We start from the raw sequence: 13667 nt of genomic DNA, 5'->3' as shown, positions 1-13667 counted from the left end.
ATTGTGGTGCAATTTCGCTACAAATAAAAACAGAAAAGAGAATGTCGTGACTCCATTTGCAGGCGCTATATTAAATTGGTACGAATCCTTTGGCCGAAAAAGCCTACCATGGCAAAAAGATAAAACGCTTTATAAAGTTTGGTTGTCAGAAATCATGTTACAGCAGACTCAAGTCACTACCGTCATTCCCTATTTTGACCGTTTTTTAGAAAAGTTTCCAACCGTCGATGACCTTGCTAGCGCTCACCAGGATGAAGTACTTCACCTATGGACTGGCTTAGGTTACTACGCTAGAGCACGTAATCTGCACAAAGCTGCCAAAATGGTGGTCGAGCATCATAATGGGGAGTTTCCACATGACGTAGAACAGATGAACGCCCTTCCGGGAGTGGGACGTTCTACCGCTGCCGCCATTTTATCTTCCGTCTTAAAGCAGCCTCACGCAATACTTGATGGAAATGTTAAACGTACCTTATCCAGAGCATTTGCGATTGACGGGTGGCCCGGGAAAAAAAGTGTCGAAAATCAACTCTGGGCGATAGCAGAAACACACACTCCCCTTATTGACGTTGATAGATACAATCAAGCAATGATGGACATGGGCGCACTCGTTTGTACGCGAAGTAAACCTAAGTGCCCACTCTGCCCAGTTAATGACCATTGTGAAGCCAAGAAACAAGAGCGACAGCTAGAGTTTCCAACCAAGAAGCCAAAAAAAGAAAAACCAGTAAAAGAAACGTGGTTCGCTATTCTATATCACGACAATAAAGTATGGTTAGAACAAAGGCCGCAAACTGGTATCTGGGGAGGGTTGTACTGCTTTCCCGACAACAGCAACTCAGATTTGTCCCATCAGCTAAATATTCGCTCAATACATGATGACCATGTTGAGGTCCACAAAACGTTGATAAGCTTTAGACATACTTTTAGCCACTACCATCTCGACATTACGCCAGTACTTATCAAATTAACCAAGCAACCTGATTTGATAATGGAAGGAACGAAGGGTCTCTGGTATAACATATCTCAACCAGAAGAGGTTGGTCTGGCTGCTCCTGTTAAGCAGTTGATACTAAGCCTTCCTTTTGAAGTGCATGTTTGAGAACCAACGAAGGAAAAATTATGAGTCGTACCGTATTTTGTGAACACCTGAAAAAAGAAGGTGAAGGGCTAGATTTTCAACTCTACCCGGGAGAATTAGGCAAACGTATTTTTGACAATATTTCAAAACCAGCGTGGGCACTATGGCAAAGTAAGCAAACTATGCTGATCAATGAGAAAAAACTCAATATGATGGATCCTGAACATAGAAAATTACTCGAAGGCGAAATGGTCAAGTTTCTATTCGAAGGTCAAGATATTGTTATTGAGGGCTATACGCCGCCAACTCAATAACTCACAATAGTCTAATAAGATGGCTTATCGCCATCTTTGTTGTTTATACGTCATATGAAAAAATATATAGTTTCAATACTGTTGGTCGCTTTAGTTGGTTGTAGTCGTGAGTTTGTTGAAAACCATCTCTATGACATTGACTATCAACCTACCAATCGATTCGCAAAACATTTAGCACAACTGCCCGGCCAATTTCAGAAAGATCAAGGTGCCTTAGATGCCTTAATAGGCAACTTTTCCGGAAGTATTGAAAAACGCTGGGGCAGCCATGAAATTCGAATGGCAGGCAAAATTAATTACGTTAAATACATCGACAATTATCTGAGCCGCTCTGAAGTGAATTTCTCTGATGGCACGATTGTCGTAGAAACAGTGTCGCCAACAGATCCAAAAAAACACTTAAAAAATGCAATTATTACTACGCTTTTAACACCTGATGATCCTGCAAGTGTCGACCTATTTTCTTCGTCTAGTATCACGCTAGAGGGGCAACCGTTCCTTTACAAACAGGTCGTTGATCATGAAAATCAACCTATCCAATGGCGATGGCGTGCAAATAGGTTTGCAGATTACCTGATCGCCACACAACTAAAAACCAAAAATGTTGATTTCAAAAAAGCCTTCTACGTCGAAATACCTATGGTAAAAGAGCACTATGAAGTGAGAAGTTACAAATACGCGAATATTGTGCAAAAAGCGTCCAAAAAATACGACATCCCTGAAGACCTAATCTACGCAATTATTAAGACGGAAAGCAGCTTTAACCCGTACGCAGTCAGTTGGGCTAACGCTTATGGTCTGATGCAGGTTGTTCCCAAAACAGCAGGTGCCGACGTATTTAAACTGGTTAAGAAAAAACCAGGCATTCCGACCCCCGAATACTTATTCGATCCTGAAAAGAACATAGACACTGGCACGGCATATTTTTATATCTTAAAAAACCGCTACTTAAAAGACGTTAACGACACTCTATCTTTAGAGTACAGCATGATTTCTGCTTATAATGGTGGGACAGGTGGTGTATTGAATACATTTGATAGAGGTAGTAGAAGTCGCGCAATGACAAAACTGAATTCACTGCAACCTAATCAAGTTTACTGGGCACTGACTCAAAAACATGCAAATAACGAGTCGAGAAAATACCTACAAAAAGTAACGAATTATAAAAAAGACTTTAACGCAAACTAAGACTAGTCAGACATTTAAGAGAGCAAATATTCAGCGTAAAAGTTCAAATTGACTAAAATCGCGCCAAACAGTCACTTTTTTGCCATTTTTTTGCAAAAACAAGTTGACGATAGGCTCGAAAATCCGTTTAATAGCGCTCCGTTGCCCGGATAGCTCAGTCGGTAGAGCAGAGGATTGAAAATCCTCGTGTCGGTGGTTCGATTCCGCCTCCGGGCACCATAATAAACATTGGTGTCGGTAATAACGACTTCAACGTGTAAGCAAAAAAATTAAGTGCGCCGACTTAGCTCAGTAGGTAGAGCAACTGACTTGTAATCAGTAGGTCACCAGTTCGATTCCGGTAGTCGGCACCATTTTTTTGCCTCGATAGCTCAGTCGGTAGAGCAGAGGATTGAAAATCCTCGTGTCGGTGGTTCGATTCCGCCTCGAGGCACCATATTATTGATATATTGTTTCTACGAAATATCATAATTCCCTTTTAGTTCAGTTGGTAGAACGCCGGACTGTTAATCCGTATGTCGCTGGTTCAAGTCCAGCAAAGGGAGCCACATTTAGAAAGCCATCTCGCAAGAGGTGGCTTTTTTTTTATGCCATCACTTATCGCTATCAACACCTTTTATGCTTTCTTACTTGCTTTTTCATTAATAAATCATTCTTTTCAGAGTTCCTTTCTCTATACAAACAAGTGCTTTCAAGCCTACTAACTAGACTAAACAGCTCGTTAAGTATAAAAAATCATCAAACGCAATATTTTTTGCTATTTTCTATTGACCTTAACAGAGAAAAACCGTTTAATAGCGCCCGTTGCCCGGATAGCTCAGTCGGTAGAGCAGAGGATTGAAAATCCTCGTGTCGGTGGTTCGATTCCGCCTCCGGGCACCATAATTAAAATTGGTGTTCAAATGAACATCTATTTAAAAGAAAAATACGGGCCGACTTAGCTCAGTAGGTAGAGCAACTGACTTGTAATCAGTAGGTCACCAGTTCGATTCCGGTAGTCGGCACCATTTTTCTTAATGTTACAATTCCCTTTTAGTTCAGTTGGTAGAACGCCGGACTGTTAATCCGTATGTCGCTGGTTCAAGTCCAGCAAAGGGAGCCACATTTAGACATTACGCAGACGCTTAATGTTACGGCGCCGACTTAGCTCAGTAGGTAGAGCAACTGACTTGTAATCAGTAGGTCACCAGTTCGATTCCGGTAGTCGGCACCATCACAAAATCTGTTCCCTTTTAGTTCAGTTGGTAGAACGCCGGACTGTTAATCCGTATGTCGCTGGTTCAAGTCCAGCAAAGGGAGCCACTTTCAAAAAGCCATGTCGAAAGACGTGGCTTTTTTTGATCTTGTTCATTCAGTATCCCTACAAACTCATCGATTGCGGCCAAACAAACTCGTTTCAAATTCAAACGATAAAACTGATAAGATCGCTTTCGTTATGTTTGCCTTACCTTTAGCCATAATTAATGAAGTTTCATCTCTAAGGGGGCATGCCACACATGCTACCTGACAATATAACTCAACTCGTGCTAATCTTTCTTCCGAACCAAAAGTTGAAGCAGTAGCGCTTGGCGGCTCTGGAACCTCCCACAATGAAGATAAACGGTTCAACTATGGACTTTTATATCTATTGGCGTTCTCCTATATCTGAAGCCACTAGAGAGGCCATTTTTAGCGATCTTTTCCAACATTGAAATTAACAATAAATATTGGGAGATCGAAGATGACGGTTATTTATTAGATGGGGCAGAGGTCGAACTAATTTGCCTCGACTATTGAATAGGTTTCCTCCCTATCCCAGACAAAGAGAAAAAGATTAATAGGTCACGCCGCATTACATTGCAAAGGAGCCCCTAAGGACCTTCAAGCCTCTTTAGCTAAGATTTTACATTGTGGGTCAACTTATAAGTTTAATGTATTAGATGCGATTAGAGAGGCTAATAGCAACTTCTATAAATTAGTTAATATGGACACCACTCCACCGTCCGCTAAAAGCCCCCCTGTACGCTTAGCAATGCGCCTACTCTTTTGCCCATTGAGTCAGCTCCATGGCAACCATATTGTCGTTCAGGTAACTTTCCTTATCCCTATTGACTTAAAGCGCAAAAAAGCCTCAGCATTTCTACTGAGGCTTCTGAACTTTTTTTTGTAAGAACTGACGGAGTGGACGGGACTCCCTTTGCGTTTATACCAATCTAAGTAAAAATATGATCTAATTGAAGCTTCCCGAATCAACCTAATATCGCAATGGATAGCTTCAATAATATCGACTTCAAAAAGCTTGCTAGTCAGCAAAAATCTATGCAGATGAAAATGCGTTTTTTTGGCCTTGGCACACTTCAAAGACGGAGCTTCTAGAACCCAAATTGCAAAATCTCTTAAAGTGAGCAGAACCAGCGTGAATAAATGGGTTCAAATCTTTCTAGAAGAAGGTATCGATGGTTTCCAAGAAAAACCACGAATTGGAAGACCAGCATTTTTGACTCTGGCTCAACGTGAGCAACTCAGCCAATACATCAAAACAGAAGCTGAAAACTCATCAGGTGGTCGACTGACTGGCAGTGACATTCATACATATATTGTTCAGAAATTTGGTCAACACTACCACCCTGACTCTATCTATTATTTACTAAATCATATGGGATTTTCGTGGATAACATCTCGTTCGAAACACCCTAAACAGTCAGATGAAATCCAAGAGGATTTTAAAAAAATTCAAAATAGAAACGATCCTTAAGATCCCCGGTCACATTGGGCTTGAGCACGTTGATATCTGGTTTCAGGACGAAGCTAGATTCGGACAACAGAACACCACAACTCGTTTGTGGGCTGAAACAGGAACACGCCCAAGAGCGATAAAACAACAACAATTTGAGTACGCTTATCTGTTCGGTTCTGTTTGTCCTAGCAGAGGAATTGGAGAAGCTATGGTCGTGCCTTGGGTCAACAAAGACATTATGACTGAGCACTTAAAGCAAATAGCCGATATGACAGAAAAAGGGAGACATGCTGTCGTGGTTATGGACGGCGCTGGCTGGCATACAGATGACATCGCTAACGAATTTGATAACGTGAGTATCATCAAACTGCCTCCCTATTCACCAGAGCTCAATCCGATTGAGCAAGTGTGGAGTTGGTTACGACAACGTTATCTAGCAAACCAAAGTTTTGAAGATTACGAAGATATCGTTTCCCAAATTTGTTCCGCATGGAATAGTTTCCTAGAGAGCAGAAAAAGGGTAACAAGAATGTGTTCAAGGACTTGGGTAGACCTGATCAGTTAATTTTCCAGATTGGTATTACTTGTACTTTTTCTTAAACCTGCCCCATACTCTTTATCCATGATATCAACCATCCCATTAAGGACGATATTCTTCATTTTTTCTTCTTCTAGTTGACGTTCGAGGCGCATGATTTTTTGAGCTGGAGTCTCTTTTGATTTAGGCATATTGGGTACATAAATTGGTTTCGACCAATCTAGCTTACCATGCTTTCTTAGCCACATGAGCATGGTGCTGCGTCCCTGAATACCATAGTGTTTTTGAGCTCGATTGGGTGTTGGATTGTCCATTTTAAAGTCCTCAATATGTAAACACATTTCAGGACGAGACAATAAACGCAAAAAAGCCTCAGCATTTCTGCTGAGGCTTCTGAACTTTCTTGTAAGAACTGGCGGAGTGGACGGGACTCGAACCCGCGACCCCCGGCGTGACAGGCCGGTATTCTAACCAACTGAACTACCACTCCACATGGTATTCTTACGACAATCGAAGTCTTATAAAACTTAGCTTTGATTGTTTTTGCCTTATCTTTCCTAAAAAAGATAAAACGATATTAAAGCCTGGCGATGTCCTACTCTCACATGGGGAGACCCCACACTACCATCGGCGCTATTGCGTTTCACTTCTGAGTTCGGCATGGAATCAGGTGGGTCCACAACGCTATGGTCGCCAAGCAAATTTGGTAAAGCTTCCTAATAACTTAGAAAACTTTAATAATCTGGATTACTGACCTAAATAAAAGTTCACACACATTCAATGTTCTTACATTGAGTCCACAAAACCCCTTGGGTGTTGTATGGTTAAGCCTCACGGGCAATTAGTACAGGTTAGCTCAACGCCTCACAACGCTTACACACCCTGCCTATCAACGTTCTAGTCTCGAACAACCCTTTAGGACACGTAAAGTGCCAGGGAAGACTCATCTCAAGGCTCGCTTCGCGCTTAGATGCTTTCAGCGCTTATCGATTCCGAACTTAGCTACCGGGCAATGCCATTGGCATGACAACCCGAACACCAGTGGTTCGTCCACTCCGGTCCTCTCGTACTAGGAGCAGCCCCTTTCAATCTTCCAACGCCCACGGCAGATAGGGACCGAACTGTCTCACGACGTTCTAAACCCAGCTCGCGTACCACTTTAAATGGCGAACAGCCATACCCTTGGGACCGACTTCAGCCCCAGGATGTGATGAGCCGACATCGAGGTGCCAAACACCGCCGTCGATATGAACTCTTGGGCGGTATCAGCCTGTTATCCCCGGAGTACCTTTTATCCGTTGAGCGATGGCCCTTCCATTCAGAACCACCGGATCACTATGACCTGCTTTCGCACCTGCTCGAATTGTCATTCTCGCAGTCAAGCGGGCTTATGCCATTGCACTAACCACACGATGTCCAACCGTGTTTAGCCCACCTTCGTGCTCCTCCGTTACTCTTTGGGAGGAGACCGCCCCAGTCAAACTACCCACCAGGCACTGTCCGCAACCCCGATAAGGGGCCTACGTTAGAACATCAAGCATACAAGGGTGGTATTTCAAGGTCGACTCCACTCCATCTAGCGACGAAGTTTCAAAGTCTCCCACCTATCCTACACATGTAGGGTCAATGTTCAGTGCCAAGCTGTAGTAAAGGTTCACGGGGTCTTTCCGTCTAGCCGCGGGTACACTGCATCTTCACAGCGATTTCAATTTCACTGAGTCTCGGGTGGAGACAGCGTGGCCATCATTACGCCATTCGTGCAGGTCGGAACTTACCCGACAAGGAATTTCGCTACCTTAGGACCGTTATAGTTACGGCCGCCGTTTACCGGGGCTTCGATCAAGAGCTTCGTCCGAAGACTAACCCCATCAATTAACCTTCCGGCACCGGGCAGGCGTCACACCGTATACGTCATCTTACGATTTTGCACAGTGCTGTGTTTTTAATAAACAGTTGCAGCCACCTGGTATCTGCGACTCCCGATAGCTCCATCCGCAAGGGATTTCACCGTCAAGAGCGTACCTTCTCCCGAAGTTACGGTACCATTTTGCCTAGTTCCTTCACCCGAGTTCTCTCAAGCGCCTTGGTATTCTCTACCCGACCACCTGTGTCGGTTTGGGGTACGATTTCTTATAATCTGAAGCTTAGAGGCTTTTCCTGGAAGCATGGCATCAATGACTTCATCACCGTAGTGACTCGACATCGGGTCTCAGCCTAACAATTTCCCGGATTTACCTAAGAAATTAGCCTACACCCTTGAACCTGGACTACCATCGCCAGGCTCACCTAGCCTTCTCCGTCCCCCCATCGCAATTATAAGAAGTACGGGAATATTAACCCGTTTCCCATCGACTACGCCTTTCGGCCTCGCCTTAGGGGTCGACTTACCCTGCCCCGATTAACGTTGGACAGGAACCCTTGGTCTTCCGGCGTGGGAGTTTTTCACTCCCATTATCGTTACTCATGTCAGCATTCGCACTTCTGATACCTCCAGCAGACCTTACAGTCCACCTTCAACGGCTTACAGAACGCTCCCCTACCCAACATAATAAATTATGTTGCCGCAGCTTCGGTGTATAGCTTAGCCCCGTTACATCTTCCGCGCAGGCCGACTCGACCAGTGAGCTATTACGCTTTCTTTAAATGATGGCTGCTTCTAAGCCAACATCCTGGCTGTCTGAGCCTTCCCACATCGTTTCCCACTTAGCTATACTTTGGGACCTTAGCTGGCGGTCTGGGTTGTTTCCCTCTCCACGACGGACGTTAGCACCCGCCGTGTGTCTCCCGGATATTACTTACTGGTATTCGGAGTTTGCAAAGGGTTGGTAAGTCGGGATGACCCCCTAGCCTTAACAGTGCTCTACCCCCAGTAGTATTCGTCCGAGGCGCTACCTAAATAGCTTTCGGGGAGAACCAGCTATCTCCAGGTTTGATTGGCCTTTCACCCCTAGCCACAAGTCATCCGCTAATTTTTCAACATTAGTCGGTTCGGTCCTCCAGTTGATGTTACTCAACCTTCAACCTGCCCATGGCTAGATCACCTGGTTTCGGGTCTATACCTAGCAACTCGACGCCCAGTTAAGACTCGGTTTCCCTACGGCTCCCCTATACGGTTAACCTTGCTACTAAATATAAGTCGCTGACCCATTATACAAAAGGTACGCAGTCACAGGACGCAATGCCTGCTCCTACTGCTTGTACGTACACGGTTTCAGGTTCTATTTCACTCCCCTCACAGGGGTTCTTTTCGCCTTTCCCTCACGGTACTGGTTCACTATCGGTCAGTCAGTAGTATTTAGCCTTGGAGGATGGTCCCCCCATATTCAAACAGGATATCACGTGTCCCGCCTTACTCGTTTTCACTTAAAATGACGTGTCGGTTACAGGGCTATCACCTTGTATCGCGATACTTTCCAGAATCTTCACCTGCATCATTAAAAGCTTAAGGGCTAATCCAATTTCGCTCGCCGCTACTTTCGGAATCTCGGTTGATTTCTACTCCTCCGGGTACTTAGATGTTTCAGTTCCCCGGGTTTGCCTTATTAACCTATGTATTCAGTTAATAATACTAGCTTATGCTAGTGGGTTTCCCCATTCGGAAATCGTAGACTCAAGTGGCTTTTACTGCCTTATCTACGCTTATCGCAAGTTAATACGTCCTTCATCGCCTCTGACTGCCAAGGCATCCACCGTGTACGCTTAGTCACTTAACCATACAACCCCAAAGGGTCTTGCTCGGTCTTTTTGATTTATTCTGCATTGCTTATTAAATTTGCTTGGTCACAACCAGACGGTTGTTCCCTGCGTCAAATTTAAACGCGCTTTGCCTAAACCAAAAATCCACTTCGCAATACAACATTTCTGTTGTTGTAATAGCAACCAAGGTTTCTATCGTTGCCTCATTATTTGAATGAGCGAGACAACATTTTCGATTTTGCCGGACTCAAATATTAAACAGTTAACCGAAGTTAGCTGTTTCCAAGAACACTTGAATGTGTGTTGGTTTGTTATCACCGAAGTGACAACAAGTACCTAAATCTAAAAGATTTAGGATTTGAGAACTTTTATTTTGATAAATTAATCACAGCTTGAGCCGTTTTATTTCACTTTTTAAAAGTGAAAACAATCAACTTATCAGTCAGCTTTCCAAATTGTTAAAGAGCGAGATTTCATTCTACTTAAAGAAAAAAACCATTTCTAAACACTCTCATCTCGATTGAGATAAAAACACTTAAAAATGGTGGAGTTGTACGGAACTAGACAGCAAACCACTCCTCTGTCAGCGAAGATCTACCATCTCGCTTACTAGGAAGTACAATTCCTTTCTCTTTTAACTTCTAAACCTATGTCAATTTGTGTGAACACTCATCATGAGCAATCATCGTTTAAGGAGGTGATCCAGCCCCAGGTTCCCCTAGGGCTACCTTGTTACGACTTCACCCCAGTCATGAACCACAAAGTGGTAAGCGTCCCCCCGAAGGTTAAACTACCTACTTCTTTTGCAGCCCACTCCCATGGTGTGACGGGCGGTGTGTACAAGGCCCGGGAACGTATTCACCGTAGCATTCTGATCTACGATTACTAGCGATTCCGACTTCATGGAGTCGAGTTGCAGACTCCAATCCGGACTACGACGCACTTTTTGGGATTCGCTCACTATTGCTAGTTGGCTGCCCTCTGTATGCGCCATTGTAGCACGTGTGTAGCCCTACTCGTAAGGGCCATGATGACTTGACGTCGTCCCCACCTTCCTCCGGTTTATCACCGGCAGTCTCCCCAAAGTTCCCGACATAACTCGCTGGCAATTAAGGATAAGGGTTGCGCTCGTTGCGGGACTTAACCCAACATTTCACAACACGAGCTGACGACAGCCATGCAGCACCTGTCTCAGAGCTCCCGAAGGCACACCTGTGTCTCCACTGGCTTCTCTGGATGTCAAGAGTAGGTAAGGTTCTTCGCGTTGCATCGAATTAAACCACATGCTCCACCGCTTGTGCGGGCCCCCGTCAATTCATTTGAGTTTTAATCTTGCGACCGTACTCCCCAGGCGGTCTACTTAACGCGTTAGCTCCGAAAGCCACGGCTCAAGGCCACAACCTTCAAGTAGACATCGTTTACGGCGTGGACTACCAGGGTATCTAATCCTGTTTGCTCCCCACGCTTTCGCATCTGAGTGTCAGTATCTGTCCAGGGGGCCGCCTTCGCCACTGGTATTCCTTCAGATCTCTACGCATTTCACCGCTACACCTGAAATTCTACCCCCCTCTACAGTACTCTAGTTTGCCAGTTTCAAATGACCTTCCGGGGTTGAGCCCCGGGCTTTCACATCTGACTTAACAAACCACCTGCATGCGCTTTACGCCCAGTAATTCCGATTAACGCTCGCACCCTCCGTATTACCGCGGCTGCTGGCACGGAGTTAGCCGGTGCTTCTTCTGTAGCTAACGTCAAACAATAAGCGTATTAAACTTACTGCCTTCCTCACTACTGAAAGTACTTTACAACCCGAAGGCCTTCTTCATACACGCGGCATGGCTGCATCAGGCTTTCGCCCATTGTGCAATATTCCCCACTGCTGCCTCCCGTAGGAGTCTGGACCGTGTCTCAGTTCCAGTGTGGCTGATCATCCTCTCAGACCAGCTAGAGATCGTCGCCTTGGTGAGCCATTACCCCACCAACTAGCTAATCTCACTTAGGCTTATCCAATCGCGGAAGGCCCGAAGGTCCCCTCCTTTCCCCCGTAGGGCGTATGCGGTATTAGCTATCGTTTCCAATAGTTATCCCCCTCAACTGGGCAAATTCCTAAGCATTACTCACCCGTCCGCCGCTCGACGCCTATTAACGCTCCCGAAGGATTGTTAACATCGTTTCCGCTCGACTTGCATGTGTTAAGCCTGCCGCCAGCGTTCAATCTGAGCCATGATCAAACTCTTCAATTTAAGTTCTTTTTGGCTCAATGAATACTGACTTTAAATTGCCTTTTACTTTAGATAACCGAAGGTTAAATAGTAAAGTGTTCTTTAAAGTTCTATCACTCCAACAGAGTGATATTTAAATAACTGTGTTCGAAGTTAATTCGCTTTCACTTTTAAAAAAGTAAAAACAAAATAAGCATCAAATTAGGTCACTCAGTTCATTGAAACCGTTGTTGATTTCGTGCCCTAAAGCAGAGAATCATCTTCGATTGTCATCAACGAGTGCCCACACAGATTGATATAGGTTTAAATTGTTAAAGAGCGTTGCTTCTCGGTTGCTGTAAAGCTTTCCTTGAAGCGGACGTGCATTCTAGCGATTTAAAGTGAAGAGTCAAATACTTTTTCATTTTAATTTCGAAGGGCTTTTCCAAGCTGCTCGTCTTACTGATTTACCTGCAAAGCCTTGTGGGCTCTACCGTGTCAGTGAGGCGCATTATAGAGAGTGCACTTAACTTAGCAACTGTTTTCTGAGAAAAAAGTAGTTTTATTGGTGTTTTATTTCAATACCGATTAATACATGGTTCACACACACTTTATACACAGGTCGTTGTGGATAAAGTGTGTTTTTACTTATTCATCGCTATCAAAAAAATACGCTATACGAGAGCGAGGGTTTAAATACTCTCTTATATTTTCCGGAAGTTTGGCTGGTAAGATAGTTCCTGCTATTTTTAAATCTTCATCCGCCAGATCCAATATCGGGGCTTGAGTCCGTGGCACCTTAGGATCATATAGCAGTACATTAGGGGACAATATATGCTTGGCATTCACTGAAATGACTAATCCAACCATTTTATTAGATAGGCGGACCACCGTTCCTGGTGGGTAAACGCCCATAAACTTGATCAAAAGATTTAGATTGTCTGCGCTATAGAGGTGTTTACAGTTCTTATATAGATGAGATAAAGCATAATAAGGAATTTTCTGCTCGGCAACGATATTGTTATGACATAGGTTATCGTAAGCGTTGGCTAGCGAGACGACTTGAGAAAGCTCATCTATCGCATCCCCTTTTAATCCATTGGGATAACCTGAACCATCCAACGTTTCATGATGTTGGATGATGATGTTCTTGGTTGATATTGGAAAGTTTTTTGCTGATTCCGCTATATCTAATCCATATTTTGGGTGCAATTTTAAATAATTGTTTTCCGGTACCGTAAGCGCAGTCTGTTTTCTAAGGATAGTCGTCGGTAGCTTAATCTTACCGATATCATGAAAAAGTGCACCAAATGCAATGTCTTTAATCTGTTGTGAATCGAAACCTTTGCTTTTCGCTATCATCATCGCAAGCACCGACACGTTGAGTGAGTGAAAGTACATATCTTCAAATTCATTCTTGCCATTCATCAGATGCAATGTGACGCTATCGTCCGATAACAATTTTTCAACGATGTCATCAACCATAAGTCTTGCTTCTTCAACTGCAGACTCAGGGCGATTCCTTACCTTACTCATAACAGAGCGTAACTGAGACAGCGAACGTTCGAATTCCTTCTCGCAATTGATCACTCTTTTTCTATAGACATTAAGTTTGTCTATACGAGCTTGCTTCTCTTCCCACATTTTTTTCGCTTCAAAGTCGATACTTTCAGAATCAGCGATATCTACATCTGGTATTTCTTTGACAGGAAGGGGGGCAGCATCACTCTGAGCGGAATCAACATATACATATTGAATTTCCAAATGTTTAATGAGATCAATCTGATCTTGAGATTTAAGTTTGAAGCTGTTAAATAAAAACGGGTGCTCATTCCATTTGACGGGCAATCGAATGTGGATTCCGGGTTGAAGTCTGTCTACTGTAATTTTAATTATTGCCACGTGATTATTTTGCTGACTCTTTTTTGATACT

At 43.9% G+C, this 13667-nt stretch carries 4 protein-coding genes, 10 tRNA genes, 3 rRNA genes and 2 pseudogenes; 13 read left to right on the top strand and 6 right to left on the bottom strand.

Annotation, left to right across the window (positions count from 1 at the left end; all coding sequences use genetic code 11):
• The first annotated feature begins 46 nt into the window (after window positions 1-46).
• From mutY to IUZ65_RS01950, 13 genes and pseudogenes are all read left to right on the top strand, one after another.
• A complete protein-coding gene (gene mutY, locus IUZ65_RS02010; RefSeq protein WP_195702135.1) occupies window positions 47-1102 on the top strand; it encodes an A/G-specific adenine glycosylase in 1056 nt (351 codons plus the stop codon).
• A 20-nt stretch (window positions 1103-1122) separates the two neighbouring features.
• Window positions 1123-1395: an oxidative damage protection protein gene (locus tag IUZ65_RS02005; RefSeq protein WP_195702134.1), complete on the top strand. Its 273-nt coding sequence runs from the start codon at window positions 1123-1125 to the stop codon at window positions 1393-1395.
• Window positions 1396-1449: 54 nt separating this feature from the next.
• The gene (mltC, locus tag IUZ65_RS02000) at window positions 1450-2583 is read left to right on the top strand and encodes a membrane-bound lytic murein transglycosylase MltC (RefSeq protein WP_195702133.1); all 1134 of its coding nucleotides are present in this window, start codon (window positions 1450-1452) and stop codon (window positions 2581-2583) included.
• A gap of 143 nt (window positions 2584-2726) precedes the next feature.
• Window positions 2727-2802: transfer RNA gene (locus tag IUZ65_RS01995), tRNA-Phe, on the top strand.
• A gap of 58 nt (window positions 2803-2860) precedes the next feature.
• A tRNA-Thr gene (locus tag IUZ65_RS01990) sits at window positions 2861-2936 on the top strand.
• 7 nt (window positions 2937-2943) lie between these two features.
• Window positions 2944-3019: transfer RNA gene (locus tag IUZ65_RS01985), tRNA-Phe, on the top strand.
• 36 nt (window positions 3020-3055) lie between these two features.
• Window positions 3056-3131 (top strand) — tRNA-Asn (locus IUZ65_RS01980).
• 258 nt (window positions 3132-3389) lie between these two features.
• A tRNA-Phe gene (locus tag IUZ65_RS01975) sits at window positions 3390-3465 on the top strand.
• Window positions 3466-3514: 49 nt separating this feature from the next.
• Window positions 3515-3590 (top strand) — tRNA-Thr (locus IUZ65_RS01970).
• A 19-nt stretch (window positions 3591-3609) separates the two neighbouring features.
• Window positions 3610-3685: transfer RNA gene (locus tag IUZ65_RS01965), tRNA-Asn, on the top strand.
• A gap of 35 nt (window positions 3686-3720) precedes the next feature.
• A tRNA-Thr gene (locus tag IUZ65_RS01960) sits at window positions 3721-3796 on the top strand.
• Between the two features lie 13 nt (window positions 3797-3809).
• Window positions 3810-3885: transfer RNA gene (locus IUZ65_RS01955), tRNA-Asn, on the top strand.
• 942 nt (window positions 3886-4827) lie between these two features.
• Window positions 4828-5864 (top strand): annotated as a pseudogene (locus tag IUZ65_RS01950) (IS630 family transposase).
• Window positions 5865-5890: 26 nt separating this feature from the next.
• On the opposite strand, the pseudogene IUZ65_RS01945 reads toward IUZ65_RS01950, so the two are convergent.
• The 6 genes and pseudogenes from IUZ65_RS01945 to IUZ65_RS01920 all read right to left on the bottom strand — a co-directional run.
• Window positions 5891-6139 (bottom strand): annotated as a pseudogene (locus IUZ65_RS01945) (IS3 family transposase); the annotation flags it as partial.
• Between the two features lie 111 nt (window positions 6140-6250).
• A tRNA-Asp gene (locus IUZ65_RS01940) sits at window positions 6251-6327 on the bottom strand.
• Between the two features lie 92 nt (window positions 6328-6419).
• Window positions 6420-6535, bottom strand: a 5S ribosomal RNA gene (rrf, locus tag IUZ65_RS01935).
• Between the two features lie 122 nt (window positions 6536-6657).
• Window positions 6658-9550, bottom strand: a 23S ribosomal RNA gene (locus IUZ65_RS01930).
• Between the two features lie 673 nt (window positions 9551-10223).
• Window positions 10224-11776, bottom strand: a 16S ribosomal RNA gene (locus tag IUZ65_RS01925).
• The 16S, 23S and 5S rRNA genes sit together here with 1 tRNA gene alongside, the layout of an rRNA operon.
• 606 nt (window positions 11777-12382) lie before the next feature.
• Window positions 12383-13636: an HD-GYP domain-containing protein gene (locus tag IUZ65_RS01920; protein ID WP_195706606.1), complete on the bottom strand. Its 1254-nt coding sequence runs from the start codon at window positions 13634-13636 to the stop codon at window positions 12383-12385.
• Between the last annotated feature and the right edge of the window lie 31 nt (window positions 13637-13667).

The sequence above is a fragment of the Vibrio sp. VB16 genome (assembly GCF_015594925.2).
Taxonomy (GTDB): Bacteria; Pseudomonadota; Gammaproteobacteria; order Enterobacterales; family Vibrionaceae; genus Vibrio.
This window is presented reverse-complemented; position numbering and strand designations above follow the sequence as displayed.